This is a genomic window from Apilactobacillus zhangqiuensis, from assembly GCF_019656215.1.
GTDB lineage: Bacteria > Bacillota > Bacilli > Lactobacillales > Lactobacillaceae > Apilactobacillus > Apilactobacillus zhangqiuensis.
The window spans coordinates 187,811-209,202 of the sequence record NZ_BPLK01000001.1 but is presented as its reverse complement, the minus strand read 5'-3'; the positions used below and the strand labels follow the sequence as shown (position 1 = coordinate 209,202).

Genomic DNA, 21,392 nt, shown 5'->3' with positions numbered 1-21,392 from the left:
TTACATATAGCCATTGTTAAAGTTTCTAAGTTTCCTCAAGGTTAACATAGCAATTACGGCTACCAAGTACATTAATGACATAAATACCATGATTTCAATTAAAGAGAATTTAGCCATTAATAATCCCATCAATACTGGTGAGAAACCACCGACCGACTTACCAATGGCCATAATCATGTTGTTGGCAGTGGTTCTGATGTTAGTAGGATATAGTCGACTAATGATGGCACCAAAGCCACCGTAGAAACCAGCAGCAAAGAATCCTGCTAATGCACTAAATACCAATAACATCATTGCACTGTGGGCAATTGCAATTCCATAAATTGCAACGGCAGCTGATAGCATGAAGAATGCGAATGCGACTCTTGGACCAATCTTGTCCATGATGTACCCAAAACTAATCATTCCTAAACTGATACCAACGATTGTGGCGATCATCCAAAGTGATGACTTAGAAATTGATACATGTAGTTGGTTTTGCATGATGGTTGGTAGCCAAATCATTAGGCCATAGTAACCAGCATTTTCAACAATCACCATGATGGTAATAACAATTGTTTGCCATGCTAATTGCGGTGTCTTAAACAATTCAGAGAATGAAACGTGTGGAAGCTTGTTGTTCTTCTTTACTTCCGCTTCATAGACCGGACTTTCCTTTAGATGACGGCGAATAAAGTATGCCAATGCAACGGGAATTAGACCGAATAGAAATAGTGTGTTCCAGCCAAACATCGGAAGAACAATTGACGCAATAATTGCAGCCATTATTCCACCCATTTGACCACCGGCGGCTGAGAAGGAAATAATCTTCCCGACCTTAAATCCTTGGAAGTGTTCAGAAATCAATGACACCCCTGCGCCGAATTCACCACCGGATCCTACCCCAGCAAGAAATCTTAATAGATAAATTTCATAAATGTTATGAGCGAAGAATAGTAATCCTGTCGCAATCGCAAACAAGAAAATGGTATGTGAGAAAATCTTAACACGCCCGAATCGATCGGCCAAAATTCCGAATAACAATCCACCAAATAGTTTCCCCAAGTTGGTGATTGTTGAAGTAAGCCCTGCCGCAGCGGGACTAATATGTAAACTCAAAATCATTGATGATAGCGCAAATGATAAGAACATGCTATCCATATTTTCTAGTGCAAAACCAACCGTAGTGGAGGCAAGCGTCTTTTTTTGATCAAAACTAAAATGCTTTGACTCGTTAATGACATCCATCTATAAGTTCCTCTTTCCGTCTAATCACGAACATTAATTCGATTTATATTTTTAATATACGTATATTATGCTACTTTATCCAAAAAATGGCAACATTTTTATATCTTTAATCAGTATTTACGATAAAAATAATTAACTTAACCTAAAAATGTTCGGAAATAAAAAAACCGGCAGTTGCCTGTCAGTTAATTATTTTGCGTATTCTTTATTAAATTTACCAATGTTTCTGATCGATAACATCACTAGAACTGCCACAATGTACATTGAAGATAGCATCATCATGATTTGGAATAGTGAGTACTTAACCATCAAGAATCCCATCAAAAATGGTGACAATCCCCCAATCAATTGACCACATGCCATGATGGTATTGTTGGCAGTACTTCTGATTCTAGTTGGGTATAGGCGACTTATGACCGCTCCAAATCCACCATAGAATCCAGAACCAAAGAAACCAGCGAATGCACTAGATAGTAACAACGTGATTGGGCTATGGGCGATGGCGATTCCATAGATTGAAATTGCCGCAACAACCATGTATAGACCAAACGCTAGTCGAGGTCCTAACCAGTCTAGAATGTAACCAAACGTGGCCATTCCAATACAGATACCAATAATCGTAACGACCATCCACAATGATGACTTGGAAATAGATGTGTGTAATTGCTTTTGCATGATAGTTGGCAACCAACTCATGATACCGTAGTAGCCGGCCTTTTCGACGATAATCATCACCATCAAACCAAATGTTTGCCAGGCAATTGCCGGTGTTTTAAATAGTTCCAGGATTGAAACCTTTGGCGCTTTATCAACGTGTTTATCCTTTTCTTCTTCAAAAGCTGGACTTTCCTTTAAGCGACGACGAATGAAGAAAGCTAAGATAACTGGAATCAAGCCAAATAGGAACAATGTGTTCCAGCCATACAGTGGTAAAACAATGGATGCAATAATTGCTGCAACGATGGCTCCCAATTGACCACCAGTAGCGGACCATGAAACCAGTTTTCCAATCTTATGGCCCCTGAAGTTTTCAGCAATCAAAGCCACCCCAGCACCGAATTCACCACCGGCACCAATTCCGGCGATGAAACGAAGTGCGTAAATTTCATAAATGTTATGTACGAAGAATAATAGACCCGTGGCGATGGCGAATAAGAAGATGGTGTAGGAGAATACCTTAACGCGACCAAATTTATCCGCCAAAATTCCGAATAATAACCCACCGACAAACTTCCCAATGTTTGTAATCGATGAGGTCAATCCTGCTGCAGCAGGACTAATATGTAAGGTTAAAATCATTGAAGATAACGCAAATGACAGGAACATGCTATCCATGTTCTCTAAAGCAAAACCAGCGGATGTAGATGCTAACGTCCTTTTTTGGTTAGTACTAAATCCTTTTGATTCTTTGACGATGTCCATTTTATTCATCCTTTCAAAAAGCGAACTATATAATCTATATTTAATATATTATACGTATATTACCACTATCCACGATTAAAACAACCCCTTTTTACATAAAATCATGAATAAAAAAGGATGATTACTAATTAATCATCCTTTTTGTTTTGTAAATTATCTTCGATGTTTTTCTCACGTTGTGATGCTTCGATACGGATTAACATTTCCATTTGCAATTGATTCAATTGACTTTGATGCTTGTTGTACTTAGTTTGTAAATCAATCTTAGCATGCAATAGTTTCAATTCTTCTTCTGAACGTAGGTTAACGTGGTAGTCATTTCTACGATCTAGGTCATCCTTTTCACCCGCACGGTTTTAACTCATCATAATGATGGGTGCTTGAATGGCAGAAATACATGAAAGAGCTAGGTTTAAAAGAATGAATGGATATGGATCAAAATGCCAGCCGAATAATTGCATGACGTTAATTATCATCCAACCAATCAGGAAGACGATAAATGAAATTACGAATCCCCAAGAACCACCGACTTTAGCAACTTTATCGGCTAGTCGTTTGCCGAATGTGTAGTTTTCTTGAAGTGCCTTATCTGCATCGATGACCTTAAAATCTTCGTTGTTAATTTTTTGGGTTAAACGGCGGTCAACCTTATTAAAAGCAGACTCGTCTTTTCGCATCGCTTTTTTAATATCATTATATTGTTGTGCGTAATTTTCCATTGTTTCAACTCCCTAAAATATGTATAAACAAAAGTCTATACTTTATTAACTTGATATACAAAGATAAAATCTTACAACAAAAAAGCTATGGCATTCACCATAGCTTTTTGATTTATCTAAACGCCTTATCACCGATATCGGTTCTATAAGCGTAGTCATTTGAATCCACGTTATTTATGATTGCTTGATTAACTTTTGTTTGAGCAGCCTTTAAGTCCTTGTCTGATGAAATCACCATCATGATGCGTCCGCCAGCACTGACTAATTGTTCGTCTTGTTCTTTAACCCCCGCATAAGCTAATGAAAGTCTATCATCGCTAAAACGAGGAAGAGTCAATCCATCTTTATGGTTTCCAGGATAGCCCTTAGCAGCTAAGACGTTGCCAAGGAAGTATCGGTTGGTTTGCCATTCAACTAATTGTTCTTGATGGTTCATTAGTTTGACAATCACATCCCCAAAATCACCCTGCAATTGTGGCAAGATGACCTGAGTTTCCGGATCGCCCATTCGAACGTTGAACTCAATTACTTTGACGCCATCCTCGGTCAGAATTAATCCAGCGTATAGAAAACCTTGGAACAAAATGCTTCGTCTGTTCATTTCAGCCAACACGGGTCTAATCACCTTCACTAACCCTTCATTTAAGACGTCGTCGCCGAATTGAGGAAGTGGACTGTAAGCCCCCATTCCACCGGTATTAGGACCCTTATCACCATCGTAGATGCGCTTGTGATCTTGCGCTAATGGCATGGTTATGACGTTCAAATCGTTTACCATCACAATCATCGAGAATTCTTGACCATCCAAGTATTCTTCAATCAAAATTTCTTGATTGGAATCATTATCGTAGATGGAAGCCAAAGTTTTCTTGGCCTCTGCTAAGTCTTTGATAATGAAAACACCTTTTCCAGCAGCCAAACCATTTAGTTTCACAACAATTGGAAAATCGTGTGCTTCCATGTATGAAAGAGCATCATCATGATTGCTAAACGTTGCATATGCAGCAGTTGGTACGTTAGCTTCTTGCATCACTTCTTTGGCGAACTCCTTGGAGCTTTCCAATTGTGCCGCTTGTTGATTTGGACCAAACACCTTTAAACCGGCATCGTTAAAACGATCAACAATTCCATCACTAAGTGGTTTTTCAGGTCCAACCACCGTCCAATCAATTTGATTATCTTGGGCAAATTCAATCAAAGCATCGAAGTCTAATTCCTCAATATCGACTGTTTGCACCCTATCGATAACGTTCATCATCGGATTCCCTGGTGCGACAAAAATTTCTCGATTGACGTTTTTCGCTAAACTTTGTGCCATCGCATATTCGCGACCGCCTGAACCAATCAATAACCATTTTTCCATCTTCACAATAACCTCACTCTAGTGTTTGAAATGACGGTTGCCACTAAATACAAGGGCAATTCCTAATTCGTCAGCTTTATCAATTGAATCTTGATCACGAATACTTCCACCTGGTTCAACAATTGCGGTGATACCGTGCTTAGCAGCGAATTCCACACAGTCGTCCATTGGGAAGTAGGCGTCTGAACCTAATACGGCGTTGGCGTAATCAGACTTAGTTTCGGCCTTCTTGATTGCAATCTTGGTTGAGTCGATACGGTTGGGTTGACCAGAACCAACACCTAAGGTTTGATGGTCGGTAGTAACGACAATTGCATTACTCTTAACGTGTTTTACAGCGTTTTGGGCGAATGCTAAAGCCTTCATTTGTTTTTCGGTTGGTTGTTTCTTTGATACGACCTTGTATTCAGTTGGTTCTTCATGAAGTAAATCACGTTCTTGAACTAACATTCCACCTAGTACGGAAACTAGATCCTTTTTGTCTGGGTTAATCTTGTCGAAATCAACTGTTAGTAAACGAATGTTTTTCTTCTTAGCTAATACATCGTAAGCTTCGTCAGTAAATGATGGAGCGATTACGATTTCCAAGAAGATGGAGTGCATCTTTTCGGCAGTGGCTAAATCAACTTCACGGTTTAAGGCGATAATCCCACCGAAGATTGAAGTTGAATCTGATTCGTAAGCAAGGTTCCAAGCAGTTAGTAGGTCATCAGCAGTACCGATACCACATGGGTTCATGTGCTTTAATGCAACGACAGTAGCTTTGTCTGGGAATTCTGCAACGATACGAAGTGCAGCGTCGGCATCCCTAACGTTGTTGTATGATAGCTTCTTACCATGTAGTTGTTTGGCATTAGCTAATGAGTATGTTTCAGGAATTGGTTCCTTGTAGTATGCAGCCTTTTGGTGACTGTTTTCACCGTAACGCATTGCTTCTACCTTTTCATATGTGAAAGTTAGTTTTTCTGGGAATTCTTCTTTGGTTAGGTAGTTGGCGATTAATGCGTCGTAAGCTGCAGTATGTCTAAAGACCTTCGCTGCCAAACCACTTCTGTATTCAGCGTCGATTTCGTTGGCATCGTATCTTGCGATGTAGTCGTCGTAGTCTGCTACATCGGTGATTACGATCACGTCTTGGCTGTTTTTAGCAGCGGCTCTTAGCATTGAAGGCCCACCGATATCAATGTTTTCAATCGCATCGGTATATGTAACGTCAGGCTTTTCAATGGTTTCTTTAAATGGATATAAGTTGACACAAACTAGATCGATTAGACCAATGTTTTGTTCCTTTAGTTGTTGCATGTGTTCTTCATTGTCACGACGAGCAAGGATGCCAGCATGGATGCGTGGATGTAATGTCTTCACACGACCATCTAACATTTCAGAGAAATTAGTAATTTCTTCAACGGCAATCGCGTCTACACCGTTATCTAATAACGTCTTCAATGTTCCACCGGTTGAGACAATATCGTAATCACGTTGTTCTAGTTGCTTGGCAAATTCAACAATTCCATTCTTATCTGAGACACTTAACAATGCTAACTTTTTCAATTTAAATAACTCCCTTTTTAATTAATTGTAAAATCGTGCGTGGGTACAACTGATGTTCAACATCATGAATTCGATTTTCCAAATCCGCTAACGAATCACCTTCTCTTCTATACACTTCTTCTTGAGCAATAATCTGACCGGAATCAATCCCCGAATCCACAAAGTGAATTGTGACTCCCGTCTTATCAACACCAGCGTTATAGGCATCTAAGATACCCTGTTTACCGGGAAAACTCGGCAAGAGCGCTGGATGAATATTGATAATCTTGTTGGGATAGGCGTTCAATAACGTTTCCCCAACAATTCGCATGTAGCCAGCTAAGATAATGACTTTGACGCCCTTTTTCTTTAACTCTTCTAGGATGCGACCCTCACGAATCGCTCTTTTTTCACCCTTATGCAGTTCCGCAATCAAGACTTCGACGTTCTTTCTTTCGGCTCTTTGCACCACAAACGCATCATGGTGATCACATACCAATAATTTGATATCGATTGGTAGGTCAGCTTCCGCAATGGCGTCGAAGTTAGTCCCGTTTCCCGATGCAAAAATTGCAACGGGGAGTTTATCTGATTTCAACTGCTTTTTGCTCACGTTTTACCACCTCACCAATTTCAAAATATTCTAGACCATTATCAGAAAGGTAATTTGTCACTGCTTGAACATATTCTTCTGGAGCGACTAGTACCATTCCAATTCCCTGGTTAAACACAAGATCCATGTCACTTTGGTCTAAGTTACCCCAGTCTTGTAAGCACTTAAAAATGTTTGGCACGGTCCATGATGAACGATCAATCTTGGCGGTTAAATCGTTTGGAATGACTCTTGATAGGTTATCGGCAATCCCACCACCGGTGATGTTGGCAATCGCATGAATGGCACCCGATTCGACAATGCCCTTAACGTAGTGGTAGTACAAACGAGTTGGGGTTAATAACTCATCAATCAATGGTTGTGATAAGCCTTGGTATGTGGCGTTCAAATCAAGATCTGCATCATTGATAATCTTTCGAACCAATGAATAACCATTGGAATGAATACCGGATGATTTCAACCCAATTAGTTTGTCACCCTCCTTAACGTTTTGCGACCCTAGTATGCGTTTCTTGTCGGCAATCCCAACCGCAAAACCACTTAAATCGTAGTCATCTCGTTTGTAGATGCCTGGCATTTCAGCCATTTCACCACCAATTAATGAAAGACCGGCTTGCTTACATCCCATCACAACACCAGAAACGATTTCCTTTACTTCTTCTGGAAGTAACTTACCGATTCCGATGTAGTCCAGAAAGAATAGTGGCTTAGCACCTTGAGCTAGGATGTCGTTGGCACACATTGCAACCAAATCAATTCCGATTGTGGTATGACGTTTGGCTTGAATGGCCAACATTAATTTAGTACCGACGCCATCGGTTCCAGAAATTAGAACCGGATCGTCGTACTTGGCAAAATGAGATTGAAGTGAATACATTGCGCCGAATCCACCCAGACCGTCGACTACGCTTTGGTCATAAGTAGAGGCGACCATATCTTTGATTGAATTTACCGCTTTTTCGCCGCTTTCAACATCGACGCCAGCTTCTTTATATTGGTTAGCCATTCACTTCATCCTCCTCGTATAGGTGTAATCTCTTCGCTTCTGCATCATATGTTGCTTGGTAGTCATACAAAGGTGTTGGATACTTACCATCGAAGTAAGCTGTACATAGACCGTGGTATTGGTTATCACAATCTAAATCGATTGCTTCGATTAGGCCTTCAACACTTAGGTACTTCAATGAGTCTGCTTCGATGATATCCTTGATTTCTTCAACACTATGGTTGGCACCAATTAGCTCGCTTGGCTTTTGAATGTCGATTCCGTAGAAACATGGGTACTTCAAATCAGGTGAAGCAATTCTGACGTGGACCGATTTAGCACCCGCGTCCTTTAGCATTTTGACGATAAAACGACTGGTGGTTCCACGGACGATTGAGTCATCAACTAGGATGACGTCCTTGTCCTTGATGACCGATTTTACAACGGAAAGTTTCATCGAAACCCCACGTTCACGTCGTTCTTGAGTTGGTTCGATAAAGGTTCTAGCAACGTATTGGTTCTTGATCAAGCCCATTTCATAAGGAATCCCACTTTCAATCGCGTAACCCATCGCTGCAGATAGGGATGAGTTAGGTACACCAATCACAACATCAGCTTTAGTAGGGTTTTCACGAGCAACCAAAGCACCCATGCGTTTTCTAGCTTCATGGACTGAAACACCATGAATGACTGAGTCAGGACGAGCAAAGTAGACGTATTCCATTGAACAAATCGTTAATTCAGTATCTTCAGTGAAATGGTCAATCTTGATACCGGAATCATCGACAATTACGACTTCCCCTGGTTGAACATCTCTTACATATTCGGCTTGGACCTGATCCAAGGCACATGTTTCACTGCAGATAACCACGGCACCGTCTTTTCTTCTGCCGACAACCAATGGGCGTAATCCATTGGGGTCACATACCGCATACATGGCATCTGGACTAAGTAATACATAAGCAAATCCACCATGCATTTGATTGGCGGCTTCCTTGATACGACCTAGGAAGGTGTCTTGGTTACTGATTTCAATCAAATCACCGAAGATTTCACTATCAGAATCAGATTGGAAGATGGTTCCAGTTTTTCTAAGCATTTCTTTTAGAGTGTCGGCATTAGTTAAATTTCCGTTGTGTGATAGTGCAAAATGCGTTTCGGTGTTTTCGAACATAAATGGTTGAACATTATTGATAGTGTGACTTCCCGCGGTTGCGTAACGAATGTGGCCTAAAGCTGCATTCCCATGTAGTCGATCAAAGGCATGCGGGTCATCAAAAATTGATCCAAGTAAACCTTGTCCGCGATATCGATTTAGTCGTTTGTTGGCATCGATGGCAAGAATTCCAGCACCTTCTTGACCACGATGTTGTAAAGCGTGAAGACCACTGTAAGCTACCTTAGCGGCTGGACCTTCTACGCCCCAGACACCAAAGACACCACATTCATCGTTTAAGCTTTTGACTTCATTTGGCATGATAAACTTTCCTTCCAGATGGTTTTTAATTCAGTCACATCATCAACGTATTGACCATCTTGTAGTTGTAAGTTGATTTGTTGGCTGTCGTCAGTTACACCAATCAAGTGCGCTTTCTTACCGGCTAGTTTTTCAAAGGCAGCTTGGTCTTCTTGACTAACTGATACGACGTATCTTGATTGAGTTTCTGAGAATAGTTGTGCTTTAGTAATATTGATTTCACCCTTTAAACCAAGGTTGTGTTCGAATAGTGATTCAAGGATTGAAACAATAATTCCACCTTCACTAACATCGTGAGCAGATTCGATTAGGTGTTTGTGAATCAAATCTAGAACCAAGCGTTGGTTGCTAAATTCTTCTTCTAGGTCAAAGTGAACTTTTCCTGAGATTTGACCTTCTAGGTGTTTTTGAATTTCTGAACCGGCAAAGTCATCGTTAGTGTCTCCGATAACGTAAACCAATTCGCCAGCTTCCTTGATATCTGATCGAGTAATGTATTGGTTATCTTCGATTAGACCAACCATTCCAATCATTGGAGTTGGGTAAATCGCCTTGTTATCAGTTTCGTTGTATAGTGAAACGTTTCCGGCGATTACCGGTGTATCGAATTTTTCGCAGGCCTTGGAAATCCCTTCAACTGATTGATCCATTTCGAAGTAACTTTCTGAATCATCGGGGTTTCCGAAGTTCAAACAGTCGGTAATTCCGATTGGAACGGCACCGCTTGCGACAATGTTTCTAGCAGCTTCTGATACGGCGATTTGACCACCTAGTTTTGGATCTAGGTAGATGTATCTACCGTTGGCATCGGTAGTAATTGCTAGTGACTTGTTAGTACCACGAACACGAATCACTCCTGAGTCACTACCGGGTTGAACAACTGTGTTGGCTTGAACACGGCAGTCGTATTGGCGGTAAACGGACTCTTTAGAAGCGATTGTTGGTTGACCGATGATGGTCTTCACCATGTCGTTAACATCTTTTACAACCGGTGTTTTGGCTTCGTCAACATTCTTCAAACGGTCAGGTTCAACCACATCGTGTTGGTATTCAGGAACGTCGTTGACCAAACTTGAGGTTGGAATGTCACAAACAAGTTCACCGTGTTGGTATAAACGATATTGTTTGTCGTCATTAACGTGACCAATTACGACAGCGTCTAGATGATGTTTTTCAAACACTTCTAGAACTTCGTCTTCATGGCCAGCCTTAACACATAGCAACATTCTTTCTTGAGATTCTGAAAGCATGATTTCATATGGAGTCATGCCGATTTCTCTTTGTGGGACTAGGTCTAAGTCTAGGTCAACTCCACTATTAGCCTTATCGGCCATTTCGGCAGATGATGATACCAGACCAGCAGCACCCATGTCTTGAATTCCGACTAGGATGTCCTTGTGGTTATGAGTAACTTCTAAACAAGCATCGACAAGTAGTTTTTCCATAAATGAATCCCCAACTTGAACGGCTGAACGGTCTGATTCTTCTTCGGTGCTGAATTGACTTGATGCAAAAGTAGCACCATTAATTCCGTCACGTCCGGTCTTAGCACCCACATAGATGATGGAGTTACCGGCACCTGAGGCACGTCCAGATTCAATGTCTGCTTGATCCATCAAACCGACACACATAACGTTAACCAATGGGTTTCCGTCGTAGCACGGGTCAAAACTAATTTCACCACCAACCGTTGGCACCCCGATACAGTTACCGTAACCGGCGATTCCGGCAACGACCTTGTCTAATAGGAAACGATTCTTGTCGTTCGTTAGTTCACCGAAACGAAGACTATCAAGAGAAGCGACCGGTTTGGCACCCATCGAGAAGATATCTCTGATGATTCCACCGACACCGGTAGCAGCACCTTCGTAAGGTTCAACGTAACTTGGATGGTTATGACTTTCGGCTTTAAATACGACCGCTTGGCCGTCACCGATATCTAGAACCCCGGCACCTTCTCCAGGTCCTTGTAGGACACGAGAACCATCTGACCAGAACTTTCTAAGTACTGGTTTTGAGTTCTTGTATGAACAGTGTTCACTCCACATGCCTGAGTACAAACCAGTTTCGGTGTAGTTAGGTAAGCGGTGCAAAATGTCATTTGAGATTAAGTTATATTCAAAATCAGTTAAACCCCAATCTTGGTAAATCTTTTGATCTTTAATGTCTTGGGGTGTAATTGTCTTTGGCTTTTCCATCTTGTTAGCTCCTAACGTGATTTAATAATGACTTGAATAGTTTCAAGCCGTCGGTTCCACCTAAAATACTTTCAACGGCACGTTCTGGATGAGGCATCATTCCTAAAACGTTTCCTTGTTCGTTCACGACACCGGCGATGTTATCGCAACTACCGTTTGGATTATCTTCGTAAGTGAAGACAATTTGATCGTTAGCCTTTAATTTCGCTAAGGTTTCGTCATCACAGTAGTAGTTACCTTCACCGTGGGCGATTGGAATATCGATCACTTCTGATTCTTCGTATTGGTCTGTAAACATTGTGTCGTTATTTTGGACACGTAGCTTGGACCAATCCGAGATGAATTCCATGCTGGTGTTGTGTTGAAGTGAACCGGGTAACAGGTTGGCTTCTGTTAGGATTTGAAAACCATTGCAGACACCCAATACCGGTTTGCCTTCAGCAGCCATTTCCTTTACTGATTCCATCACCGGTGCAAAACGAGCAACCGCACCACTTCTTAGATAATCTCCGTATGAGAAACCACCTGGGATTAAGACACCATCGTATCCGTCTAGGTTAGTAGCATCTGAAGTAACTAGGTCAACGTCTTCATTTAGTGAGTCGCGAACTGCATAATACATATCCATGTCACAGTTGGAGCCGGGAAAACTAATTACTGCAAATTTCATTTCGCCACTTCCTTTAGTTCAAATTCATATGATTCCATGTTGTGGTTTACCAATAAATCTTTAGCAATGTCATTAACGATCTTTGATGCTTCATCTTCGCTATCCGCTTTGATGTTGACTTCAAAGTACTTACCTTGTTTGACTGAGTCAACCTTGTCGTAACCCAAACGTTGTAAGGCGTTCAATACCGCTTCACCTTGAGGATCTAAAATTGATGCTTTGTGATGGACATAAATTTGTGCTAAATACATGTTTTCTTCCTCCCTAAATGGCTGCTCGTAAACGTTTTAGAATTTCTAGGTACCCTGGCATCATATCGCCAGCTTCTTTTCGAAAGACATCTTTATCTAGTGATTCGTTAGTGTCTTTATCTAATAAACGGCATGAGTCAGGTGAGATTTCGTCAGCTAAGATAATTTCACCGTCTTGGTTAATGCCAAATTCAAGTTTGAAATCGACTAAGGTAACGTTCATCTTGTCGAATAGTTCTTTTAGGATTTGGTTAACCTTTAGGCCATCTGCTTCTAGTTGAGCTAACTTGTCGGCTTCGATTAAATCTAAACCAATTGCATCAGACTTAGTAACGATAGGATCGTGTAAATCATTGTCCTTATAAAAAAATTCGACAACTGGTTCTTTCAATGTTTGAAGATAATCAGTGCCGAATCTTTTTTGGAAATGTCCGGCCGCAAAGTTTCTAATTACAACTTCCAGCGGAATCATTTCAACTTTTTTATTTAATTGATCTGTTTCGTTAACACGTTCAATAAAGTGCGTAGCAACACCATTTTCGTTTAGGTATGTGAAAATCATACTTGAAATTTCGTTGTTAACCGCACCCTTATTTTCGATTAATTCATTACGCAAACCATCCCCCGCAGTGGTGTGGTCAGTATAATGCACACGCAATACACTTGAATCATCGGTGGTGTAAAGTTCTTTAGTCTTACCTGATGCAACTAATGTAGTCATTTTAATTCTCCTCATCTAAACAATTTAACGTCTTGCAATAATTGATTGATTGATGAACCAGTCACGGTGATGTGGCCCATTTTCCTTTGATGCTTAATTTCAGCCTTACCATAATCATGGAAATTCCAGTTTGGATGGTTAACCAAATCGTTTCGACCGAGTGTTAAATTGTCACCCAATAGGTTCACCATAACGGCGTTATCAATTAACTTGATATCTGGTAAGGATAGATTACAAATACTTAAAATATGTGCTTTAAATTGAGAAACGTTGCAGGCCTCAATGGTGTAGTGACCTGAATTATGTGGTCTTGGTGCTAGCTCGTTAACCAGTATTCTGTCATCTTCCATCAAGAAGAATTCGATTCCTAAAACACCGACTAGTTTCATTTCTGAGGCGATGTTTTCAGCAATCTGTTCAGCGTCCTTATGCACTCTATCGTTGGCTCTGGCTGGCACGATGCTAGTGTGTAAGATGTGGTCCTTATGAATATTTTCGCTAAGCGGAAAGACAATCACCTTGCCGAAAACATCTCGGTCTACCATTATGGAAACTTCCTGTACAAAAGGTTGCTTTCTTTCGTAGATCCACTCAATGCCGTCCAAGTGTTTAATGGCTTCCTTTAGGTCGGTTTCGTTATTAATATCGAATTGACCATGGCCGTCATAGCCACCCTCAGCGGTTTTTAAAATCGCAGGAGTAGATATCTGTTGGTACGCCTTCAATAAATCGTCAGCGTTATTTACTGGCATGTAGTCAGTAACAGGTGCTCCGATGCTTTGTAAAAAGCCTTTTTCCTTGTTTCGGTTGCTAGTTATTTCTAGTTCACTAATTGGCTGCGGGATATATGTAGTATCCGAAACCTTTTTAATTGCTTTTTGATCGACATTTTCAAACTCGTAAGTTAAAACATCTGACTTTTCAGCTAACTGCTTCATTGCAGCTAAGTCATCATAGTCGGCAACAATTTGAAAATCAGCAACTTGTGATGCTGGGGCGTCGGGGGTTGGGTCCAAGACACCAACCTTGTAGCCCATTTCTTTAGCGACTAGTGCCATCATCTGACCTAGTTGACCACCACCTAAGATTCCGATAGTTGCTGGGGGCAAAATTGGCTTAGTGTAATTGTTCATTACTATCAATTGCCTCCTTTGTTTGTCTTTGTCGGAAGTCATCTAGGCTTTGTGCGATTTTATCATCGCTAATTGCTAGAATCTGAGCTGCTAACAATGCAGCGTTCTTAGCACCAGCGTCGCCAATTGCGACGGTCGCAACTGGTAATCCTGAAGGCATTTGAACGATTGATAGTAGTGAATCAACTCCATTTAATGTGCTGGTCTTAACCGGAATTCCGATTACCGGTAAGGTTGTATTTGCCGCTAACATCCCTGGCAAATGAGCTGCACCACCGGCCGCAGCAATAATTACCTTATATTGTTCGTATTTTGCTGAACGGCCAAAAGCTTGTAATTCGTTTGGCATCCGATGAGCTGAGATGATTTTAGTGTCATAACTAATTCCCAAACTATCTAAGGTATCAATGGTTCCCTGTATTTTAGGGAAATCAGAGATAGAACCCATTACAACTGCTACATCCATTTTTTAAAGTCTCCCCTCTAAATGGTTAAATTCATCATAACAATCGATTTAACATTCGTCAACTAAAAAGCGAACGATATTCTAAAATAATATATTATAGTTCGTAAAAAATCGAATGTTAGCATAAAAAAAGACCAACCTAGTTAAGTTGGTCTTTTTTCTATTTAAATTCAGGAAATGTCTTATAAATCATTTTGTACATTCTTGATTGATCGTACGCGTTATATCTATCATGTAGCGAAACGATAATCACGCGGTTTTTGTTTGGTAATTGACTAGTACTTACCAGACAGTTGCCCGCCAATGGAGTGTATCCAGTCTTTAAACCATCGACGTGCAATGAGGCATCATATCTTAATCCACCAGCCAATAGTTCATTGGTATTCTTAAGTGTTTGGCCATTTTGGTGGTAACGATATTGTTTGGCATCATTTACAATCGCTGGGTATAGCTTCAATAAGTGTGCAGCAATCACTGCTAACGCTTTAGCAGATACTCGGTTGTAATCGTAACGTGAACCATATCGAACATAATATGGATGTAAATCAGAGTTTTCTAGACCAGATGAAGAAACAAAATGAGCTTGTGAGGCAATTCCCCATGCTTTTACTTGGTTATTCATCTTCTTAATAAACTTGTTGTTAGTTCCTGATACCCATTGGCCCAGTGCAATTGTGGCACTGTTAGATGATGCGATTAGTGAAGCTTTGTATAGGTTTCTTACGGTGTATTTTTTGTTAGCCTTTAATACATAGCTTCCTAAGGATTGATGCCTACTCATCTTAGCCAAACTAGGTGAAATTTTAATCTTTTGTTTCCAACCATTCTTGGTAGTTTGTGCCTTTTGAATCGCTAAGTATAATGTCATAATCTTAGCGGTCGAAGCAACGGCACGTTTGGATGTGGCATTTTTTTGGTAGTATACCTGGTTGGTATCCATGTTCATGGCGTAAGTCGCAGCACTTGTCTTGTTGTACTTAGCCATTGATTTAGTGTAATTACTGTTGGCATCGGCACTTGCACTCACAGTAACAAATGATGATCCAAGCATAAAGATAGCAAGAAAAGCTACCGTCATGTTTTTGATTTTTCTCATTTAACTTTATCCCCCTTAACGAAATCAATAGCTATATATTACAACGTTTTGGCGAGATTTTAGTTTACAAATTATTACATTTATATTATGAATATTAAAAAAGGCACCTAATGATTAGGTGCCTTTTCTTTATCATTTGATTGCTTCTCTAACAGCGTCTTTCTCTGATTCAACCAATTCAACGGTACTTGTGATTGCACTAGTATCCATCTTAATTTCACGAGTTAAACCTGGAGTGTCTAGTTTTGGTTCAAAGAATGCTTTGAATTCATCTAGACGAGTTCTAGTATGGAAGATATTTGCAATTACTGTAATAAATGTAGCGAATTCCATGTCACCACCGACAGTATCTTCTAGCCATTGCCATTCATTTCGAATCCAGTCCCATGCAAATTGTTGACCAGCTGGGTTCCTTAATACTCCAGCGAACCAAGCACGTAAGTCTTGAGGTTTTACAACGCTACTATCTTCAAAGTTAGCAACTAATTTACCTAGCAACTTAGCATCCTTGGTTAAGGTTACCGCAGCGCAGATATCTGACTTGTAACTTGGGTCAGTTGATTGCTTGTATTCTTCAACTAATGCATCGAATTCTTCAGCATTCGAGTAGTTCTTCATTTCATTAGCTAAGATGTAAACTCGAGTATCAGCAGGTAATGATAACAAGTTTTCGTGGTGATCTTGGAAGATTGCGTGAGCAGCTTCGGCAAAATCCTTGTTGTCATCGTATAATGCAGCACCCAAGATATATGGACGAGTCAACTTATCGTTGTTGCTTTCACCATCGACACTGACTAGACCTAGACGTTCTAGTTGTTTATCACTTAGTTGTCTGTATAGCTTCTTCAAGTTATCTTCGTCTTCAGTTCCTGGTTCAACGAACTTCTTCAAGTTGTTGGCTAGTGTGTAAACGGAGTCGTTAATCACATTAGATTCGCTATCAGCAAATTGTTTTAAGACCGGAACAACTTCAGCGTATAATACTTGTTTTGCTTCGGCTAGTAAACGAAGATCTTGTAGTAGTTGCATCTTATCGATTGGAGATAGGTTATCTGCATCGTTTAAGATGTCTTCTTGTAATGTGTCATCGTATTTAACGATAAAGTGTGAGTTGTTACCAACATTTGCTCTAAATGGTTTGCCATTTAGTTTACGTAATTCTTGGTAGTCACCTAAATCGACAGTTTCTTCACTGAAGATATCAGGAGCTTGATCGTAGTTAGCGTTTAAAGGAATTTGCCAACGACGGCCTTCATCCTTACCTTCACCGGTGAAGAATTGCTTTTGAGCTAACTTCAAACGGTTGTCTTCAACGTATGCGTGCACAACCGGGTAACCTGGTTGTTCTAGCCATGATTCCATAATCTTGCCTAGATTCATACCGGCAGCCTTGCCAAGTGCATCCCATAAGTCAGCACCAGCAGCGTTACCATACTTGTGAGCAGCAAAGTAGTTCTTTAGCCCTTCACGTAATGCATCGTCTCCGATTAAGGCACGAACCATTACTAACATTCTGGCACCCTTAGCGTATACAATCGCTGCATCAAATAATGCATCAATTTCGGCTGGGTGATGAACATCAACGTGAACTGATTGAACACCGTCAACGGCATCACGTTTTAAAGCTGCGGGAACATCAGTAGTTTGGAATACTTCCCAAATGTTCCATGAAGGTTCGATTGCATCAATCGCAACGTATTCCATCATGTTGGCAAAACTTTCGTTCAACCATAGGTCATCCCACCATCTCATAGTTACTAAGTCACCGAACCATTGGTGAGCTAGTTCATGGGCAATCACTGTAGCAACACGTTGTTTTACTTCAAATGAAGTGTTGTCAGGATCTAGTAATAGGTATGCTTCACGATAAGTTACTAGTCCCCAGTTTTCCATCGCACCTGCTGAGAAATCAGGTAATGCTAATTGCCATGAATGTGGAAGTGGGTATGGAGTTTGGTAAAAATCTTCGAAGAATTCGATTGAACGCTTAGCGATATCTAAGGCAAAATCTAATTCCTTGGCATCGTGGGCTTTGGTACCGAAGACACCGACTTTTACACCACTCTTAGTTTCAGTCATCTTACTTTGCATGTCACCAAAGGCAAACGCAACTAGATAAGTAGACATTTTGACAGTTTCATCGAAATAGTGAACACCATTTTCGACTTTAACTTCCGGCATATTTGCTAAAGCAGTTTCACCAGGTTGTTCATCAAACTTAAGGGCTAATTTGAACTTAGCCTTAGCTTCTGGTTCATCAATACATGGGAACGCTTGTCTAGCAAAATTGGTTTCAAATTGAGTTCCTACTAATTGTTTTTGTTCACCATTAACTTGGTAGTATGAAGGGTAAATTCCCATCATGGTATCAGTTAACTTGGCAGAGTATTCAATAGTTACGGCCACTTCACCGGTCTTGCCTAAAGATACATTAATTACTTCATTGCCATTATCAACGTTAAAGTCAACGGGAGTTCCGTCTACTGAAACGCTGGTAACATCAAAGTCTTTTTCGTGAATGCCGATTTCTGCTTCACTTGCATTACCGTAAATTGTGGTTTTACCACTAAATTTCTTTTCACTACGACTAACATCTAAATAGATGTCGTAGTGATCTGGTTGAAATCGATTAAATAATCTAACTAATTCAGCCATCAATAACACTCCTTCTTTATCATCGTTTTATCATTAGTTTTTAATTGTACGCTATCTAATTGTAAAATGCTACAAATATATTGTAGTGGTTAAAACCATTTTATGCACATGTTAATAATTTTCGACATTAAAAAAGGCCGCGGAATAATTTCGCGGCCCTTTTCTAAAATATTTTATTTAATCGTTTAACATCACTAATTTTAAAATGTTTATGTTGCCCATCGACTAGTTTGTTATTCTTTTCATCACGATTTACCAAACTGTATTGAGATTGATCTTGAATAAATTCTTGAATAATTGCTTTTAACCATTTAGTAGTCTTAGTTTGGGTAATACGCATTTCAATTTCTTTTTGAATAACCTGAGTCGCAGCATTTAAATCAGTTTGTGAACTAGTGATATCGTATGTATCATCACCATAATCAAAATATTCGTTCATAAAATTGATGTATTGGGTTTCTAAACGTTTACTTGGCCACCATGCCATCAAGATTGGTCGACGATCATGTTCAGTGGATTTTTCCCACTTCTGACCGTTTCTTAGAATCATCTTTGGACGATACCAAGTGTTAAACGTTAAATATCCATCGACAGTGGAGATGTTTCGTTTATCAATCTTGTAAAACGCATTTTTAGCAGCATATTCGTTGTTAGGATTATACGCTGGTTTTACAATTCCCGAAGTTTCCGCCTTGGAATTAGAGATAGATAGAATTAATCCAATTCCAAATAAAGTCGCTACTACAACTGCACATGTTGCAATCGACAGTAGTAATTTTTTACGTAAGAAACCCAGCTGTCCTTTTTTCATTATCAGCACTCCTAGTTTCATATTATGATGTTAATTTTACCACAAAAGAGCGTTTCTCTTGCCTATACATTCCATTCATGAAATATTAGTTAATATTGTTTTATTTTAGGAGATGCTTATATTGAAAGCAAAAATGTTATTTAGAATCATCTTGTACATAATTGGACTGAATGTTTTAGCCCTTGGTACAACACTATTTGCTTGCGGAAAACTCGGTGTAAGTTCATTAGTCTCTATTCCACAAACATTGTCATTTATGATTCATACCACATTGGGTCATGCCACTACCATGTTTTTCATCGTCTTGGTATTAATCCAACTAATCATCGTCAGAAGATTTGAATTAAAAATCGTCTTACAATTAGTACTAGCATTTGTATTCGGCTGGTTGGTCGATTTCTACGGTTTAACCGTCGGATTGAAACGCATCCCATTAAACGGATACGCTGAAAGAATTCCGGTCACATTATTAGCCATTTTGTGTACTGCACTAGGTATCTTTATGATGGTAAAGGCCGCATTCGTGTTAATTCCAGCAGATGGTTTCGTTAACGTCATCAGTGAAAAACTACATAAACCTTTTGGCCAAATGAAGTTTTGTTTCGATGCATCAATGATCGTCATCACAATCATTTTAGGATTAGTATTCCTACATCATATTACTTCAATTGGGATTGGAACTGTTTTAGCAGTCCTATTCGTTGGTCAATTGATTAACCTATTTAATTACATTGTGGATAAGGCTAAAAAAGCTTAGAGCATTAACTCTAAGCTTTTTTTATTATTTAAATTTACGACGGTAGCCTAAATATATTGAGAAAATATATAATACTGCATATACAGTAAAGAAAATAACGCCGAAGTCGCCACCCAAAACTAAGTTTAAACAAACAATAAACATCATTAAAAATACTAATGTAACAGTATTTTGGATCAAATAGCTTCTGATAGCTCTTTTTCGTTCACTGTCGTTACTATAATCATATTCATCTAATCCATAGCGTTTCACAACGACATTTATATACATTAACGCAATTAAAACAGCCATTAAGTCTGCAAAGATTAAACCAATCGCGACATTGGAATTATCGTAGAATTTTCCTATTACAGTCGATACGACAGACGAAACAAAAAGAAAGATAATAAGCCCGAATGCAACTTTGTTTGATGCCTCAGAAATTACCTTATTGGTAAATTCATCAAACGGCTTATTAATACCGTAAACAAATTTAATCATCTTAGTGAAAAACGATTCCTTCATATTTCATTCACCTCATTTTTTAAAACAATTACAATACTGCATATAAATTGCCACCAACGCACCAATAAAGCAACCAATAAAGGATGGCAAAATACTTTCGGACATTCCCATATGTCTAAGCCAAACCGAAATAGGATAAAAAAGAATTGCCACTTCAATTTTCCACGTGAAAAATCTGCTGATAATAAATCTCTTACCATAAAACTTTCGTTCTTCTTCACTATCAAATTCATAACGTTCCAATTTATTTTTGCTAATGACTCTACCCATATACGCGTTCGCAATCATAAATACAATGAGATCAGCAAAAATTACACCATTTATTACATTCATATGATTGTACCAATTTGTTAGTAGCATCAATGCATATGCAGAAACAACTATGTATATCATTAACCAAAAAGCGATTTTATTTCTAGCGTCGTTAATGACGTCCCTGGCAAACTCATCAAACGGTTTGCTAATTCCATAAAAATATTTAACTAGTTTTATAAACAAAGATTCTTTCACCGATTATTCCACTCCTTCATTCCAAAATAAAGTATTTAAATCTGTTTTTAGCGCTTTGGCAATGTTGAAACATAGTTTCAAGCTCGGATTATATTCGCCCTTTTCAATCAAACTTAAAGTTTGACGGGAGATACCAACAGACTTAGCCAAATCCTTTTGCTGCACATTCTCTTTTGTGCGTATTTCTCTAACACGATTTTCCAAAATATTACTCCTCTGATTATCATGTGTTTTTTATATCAATTTAGGTAATATATATATTCCATATGTAAACTATATATTAC

General features: G+C 39.4%; 22 protein-coding genes. 1 reads left to right on the top strand and 21 read right to left on the bottom strand.

The window, feature by feature from the left end; genetic code table 11:
• The 18 genes from K5Q07_RS00975 to K5Q07_RS00890 form a co-directional block, all read right to left on the bottom strand.
• Entirely contained in the window at nucleotides 1–1,227 is a 1,227-nt protein-coding gene (locus K5Q07_RS00975; protein ID WP_220729183.1) for an MFS transporter, read from the bottom strand.
• 189 nt (nucleotides 1,228–1,416) lie between these two features.
• Nucleotides 1,417–2,649 (bottom strand): MFS transporter, encoded by a 1,233-nt coding sequence (locus K5Q07_RS00970; RefSeq protein WP_220729182.1) that lies wholly within the window; start codon nucleotides 2,647–2,649, stop codon nucleotides 1,417–1,419.
• A 128-nt stretch (nucleotides 2,650–2,777) separates the two neighbouring features.
• Nucleotides 2,778–2,933, bottom strand: a complete 156-nt coding sequence (locus K5Q07_RS00965; protein WP_220729181.1) for a hypothetical protein — start codon at nucleotides 2,931–2,933, stop codon at nucleotides 2,778–2,780.
• A gap of 72 nt (nucleotides 2,934–3,005) precedes the next feature.
• A complete protein-coding gene (locus tag K5Q07_RS00960) occupies nucleotides 3,006–3,368 on the bottom strand; it encodes a DUF1003 domain-containing protein (RefSeq protein WP_220729180.1) in 363 nt (120 codons plus the stop codon).
• 112 nt (nucleotides 3,369–3,480) lie between these two features.
• Nucleotides 3,481–4,731 (bottom strand): phosphoribosylamine--glycine ligase, encoded by a 1,251-nt coding sequence (gene purD, locus K5Q07_RS00955; RefSeq protein WP_220729179.1) that lies wholly within the window; start codon nucleotides 4,729–4,731, stop codon nucleotides 3,481–3,483.
• Nucleotides 4,732–4,749: 18 nt separating this feature from the next.
• Nucleotides 4,750–6,282: a bifunctional phosphoribosylaminoimidazolecarboxamide formyltransferase/IMP cyclohydrolase gene (gene purH / locus K5Q07_RS00950; RefSeq protein WP_220729178.1), complete on the bottom strand. Its 1,533-nt coding sequence runs from the start codon at nucleotides 6,280–6,282 to the stop codon at nucleotides 4,750–4,752.
• Between the two features lies 1 nt (nucleotide 6,283).
• Nucleotides 6,284–6,874 carry a phosphoribosylglycinamide formyltransferase gene (gene purN / locus K5Q07_RS00945; protein ID WP_251067603.1) on the bottom strand — a complete coding sequence of 197 codons (591 nt, stop codon included), beginning with the start codon at nucleotides 6,872–6,874 and terminating at the stop codon, nucleotides 6,284–6,286.
• Nucleotides 6,846–7,880 carry a phosphoribosylformylglycinamidine cyclo-ligase gene (gene purM / locus K5Q07_RS00940; protein ID WP_220729177.1) on the bottom strand — a complete coding sequence of 345 codons (1,035 nt, stop codon included), beginning with the start codon at nucleotides 7,878–7,880 and terminating at the stop codon, nucleotides 6,846–6,848. Before purM ends, purN begins: the two co-directional genes overlap by 29 nt.
• On the bottom strand, nucleotides 7,873–9,336 hold the full coding sequence (gene purF / locus K5Q07_RS00935; protein ID WP_220729176.1) for an amidophosphoribosyltransferase: 1,464 nt from the start codon (nucleotides 9,334–9,336) through the stop codon (nucleotides 7,873–7,875). The genes purM and purF overlap by 8 nt, the downstream gene beginning before the upstream one ends.
• Entirely contained in the window at nucleotides 9,312–11,534 is a 2,223-nt protein-coding gene (gene purL, locus K5Q07_RS00930) for a phosphoribosylformylglycinamidine synthase subunit PurL (RefSeq protein WP_220729175.1), read from the bottom strand. Before purL ends, purF begins: the two co-directional genes overlap by 25 nt.
• 4 nt (nucleotides 11,535–11,538) lie before the next feature.
• Nucleotides 11,539–12,204: a phosphoribosylformylglycinamidine synthase subunit PurQ gene (gene purQ / locus K5Q07_RS00925; RefSeq protein WP_198178080.1), complete on the bottom strand. Its 666-nt coding sequence runs from the start codon at nucleotides 12,202–12,204 to the stop codon at nucleotides 11,539–11,541.
• The gene (gene purS, locus K5Q07_RS00920; RefSeq protein WP_220729174.1) at nucleotides 12,201–12,455 is read right to left on the bottom strand and encodes a phosphoribosylformylglycinamidine synthase subunit PurS; all 255 of its coding nucleotides are present in this window, start codon (nucleotides 12,453–12,455) and stop codon (nucleotides 12,201–12,203) included. Before purS ends, purQ begins: the two co-directional genes overlap by 4 nt.
• Before the next feature lie 13 nt (nucleotides 12,456–12,468).
• Nucleotides 12,469–13,176 carry a phosphoribosylaminoimidazolesuccinocarboxamide synthase gene (purC, locus tag K5Q07_RS00915; RefSeq protein WP_220729173.1) on the bottom strand — a complete coding sequence of 236 codons (708 nt, stop codon included), beginning with the start codon at nucleotides 13,174–13,176 and terminating at the stop codon, nucleotides 12,469–12,471.
• Nucleotides 13,177–13,187: 11 nt separating this feature from the next.
• Complete coding sequence (gene purK, locus K5Q07_RS00910; protein WP_220729172.1) at nucleotides 13,188–14,309, bottom strand: 5-(carboxyamino)imidazole ribonucleotide synthase; 1,122 nt, start codon at nucleotides 14,307–14,309, stop codon at nucleotides 13,188–13,190.
• Complete coding sequence (gene purE / locus K5Q07_RS00905) at nucleotides 14,293–14,775, bottom strand: 5-(carboxyamino)imidazole ribonucleotide mutase (protein WP_220729171.1); 483 nt, start codon at nucleotides 14,773–14,775, stop codon at nucleotides 14,293–14,295. The genes purK and purE overlap by 17 nt, the downstream gene beginning before the upstream one ends.
• A gap of 160 nt (nucleotides 14,776–14,935) precedes the next feature.
• Entirely contained in the window at nucleotides 14,936–15,871 is a 936-nt protein-coding gene (locus K5Q07_RS00900; protein ID WP_220729170.1) for a D-alanyl-D-alanine carboxypeptidase family protein, read from the bottom strand.
• A 132-nt stretch (nucleotides 15,872–16,003) separates the two neighbouring features.
• Complete coding sequence (locus K5Q07_RS00895; protein WP_220729169.1) at nucleotides 16,004–18,526, bottom strand: M1 family metallopeptidase; 2,523 nt, start codon at nucleotides 18,524–18,526, stop codon at nucleotides 16,004–16,006.
• 163 nt (nucleotides 18,527–18,689) lie between these two features.
• Nucleotides 18,690–19,337, bottom strand: a complete 648-nt coding sequence (locus K5Q07_RS00890; protein WP_220729168.1) for a glycoside hydrolase family 70 protein — start codon at nucleotides 19,335–19,337, stop codon at nucleotides 18,690–18,692.
• Nucleotides 19,338–19,458: 121 nt separating this feature from the next.
• Between K5Q07_RS00890 and K5Q07_RS00885 the strand changes: the two genes are divergently transcribed.
• On the top strand, nucleotides 19,459–20,094 hold the full coding sequence (locus K5Q07_RS00885) for a YczE/YyaS/YitT family protein (RefSeq protein ID WP_220729167.1): 636 nt from the start codon (nucleotides 19,459–19,461) through the stop codon (nucleotides 20,092–20,094).
• Between the two features lie 24 nt (nucleotides 20,095–20,118).
• On the opposite strand, the gene K5Q07_RS00880 is transcribed toward K5Q07_RS00885, so the two are convergent.
• Genes K5Q07_RS00880 through K5Q07_RS00870 form a run of 3 tightly spaced genes read right to left on the bottom strand, consistent with a single transcriptional unit; the run spans nucleotide 20,119 to nucleotide 21,315 of the window.
• On the bottom strand, nucleotides 20,119–20,598 hold the full coding sequence (locus K5Q07_RS00880; RefSeq protein ID WP_220729166.1) for a DUF3278 domain-containing protein: 480 nt from the start codon (nucleotides 20,596–20,598) through the stop codon (nucleotides 20,119–20,121).
• A gap of 12 nt (nucleotides 20,599–20,610) precedes the next feature.
• Nucleotides 20,611–21,108 carry a DUF3043 domain-containing protein gene (locus K5Q07_RS00875; protein WP_220729165.1) on the bottom strand — a complete coding sequence of 166 codons (498 nt, stop codon included), beginning with the start codon at nucleotides 21,106–21,108 and terminating at the stop codon, nucleotides 20,611–20,613.
• A 3-nt stretch (nucleotides 21,109–21,111) separates the two neighbouring features.
• Entirely contained in the window at nucleotides 21,112–21,315 is a 204-nt protein-coding gene (locus tag K5Q07_RS00870) for a helix-turn-helix transcriptional regulator (protein WP_080719854.1), read from the bottom strand.
• Nucleotides 21,316–21,392 lie beyond the last annotated feature (77 nt).

What these genes read in the sequence shown, in the direction of transcription:
- purK (WP_220729172.1), bottom strand. Translation starts at nt 14,309, where the DNA reads ATGAACAATTACACTAAGCCAATTTTGCCCCCAGCAACTATCGGAATC.
- purQ (WP_198178080.1), bottom strand. Translation starts at nt 12,204, where the DNA reads ATGAAATTTGCAGTAATTAGTTTTCCCGGCTCCAACTGTGACATGGAT.
- K5Q07_RS00975 (WP_220729183.1), bottom strand. Translation starts at nt 1,227, where the DNA reads ATGGATGTCATTAACGAGTCAAAGCATTTTAGTTTTGATCAAAAAAAG.
- K5Q07_RS00970 (WP_220729182.1), bottom strand. Translation starts at nt 2,649, where the DNA reads ATGGACATCGTCAAAGAATCAAAAGGATTTAGTACTAACCAAAAAAGG.
- purF (WP_220729176.1), bottom strand. Translation starts at nt 9,336, where the DNA reads ATGCCAAATGAAGTCAAAAGCTTAAACGATGAATGTGGTGTCTTTGGT.
- K5Q07_RS00890 (WP_220729168.1), bottom strand. Translation starts at nt 19,337, where the DNA reads ATGAAAAAAGGACAGCTGGGTTTCTTACGTAAAAAATTACTACTGTCG.
- K5Q07_RS00960 (WP_220729180.1), bottom strand. Translation starts at nt 3,368, where the DNA reads ATGGAAAATTACGCACAACAATATAATGATATTAAAAAAGCGATGCGA.
- K5Q07_RS00880 (WP_220729166.1), bottom strand. Translation starts at nt 20,598, where the DNA reads ATGAAGGAATCGTTTTTCACTAAGATGATTAAATTTGTTTACGGTATT.
- purC (WP_220729173.1), bottom strand. Translation starts at nt 13,176, where the DNA reads ATGACTACATTAGTTGCATCAGGTAAGACTAAAGAACTTTACACCACC.
- purD (WP_220729179.1), bottom strand. Translation starts at nt 4,731, where the DNA reads ATGGAAAAATGGTTATTGATTGGTTCAGGCGGTCGCGAATATGCGATG.
- K5Q07_RS00900 (WP_220729170.1), bottom strand. Translation starts at nt 15,871, where the DNA reads ATGAGAAAAATCAAAAACATGACGGTAGCTTTTCTTGCTATCTTTATG.
- K5Q07_RS00895 (WP_220729169.1), bottom strand. Translation starts at nt 18,526, where the DNA reads ATGGCTGAATTAGTTAGATTATTTAATCGATTTCAACCAGATCACTAC.
- purM (WP_220729177.1), bottom strand. Translation starts at nt 7,880, where the DNA reads ATGGCTAACCAATATAAAGAAGCTGGCGTCGATGTTGAAAGCGGCGAA.
- purE (WP_220729171.1), bottom strand. Translation starts at nt 14,775, where the DNA reads ATGGATGTAGCAGTTGTAATGGGTTCTATCTCTGATTTCCCTAAAATA.
- purS (WP_220729174.1), bottom strand. Translation starts at nt 12,455, where the DNA reads ATGTATTTAGCACAAATTTATGTCCATCACAAAGCATCAATTTTAGAT.
- purL (WP_220729175.1), bottom strand. Translation starts at nt 11,534, where the DNA reads ATGGAAAAGCCAAAGACAATTACACCCCAAGACATTAAAGATCAAAAG.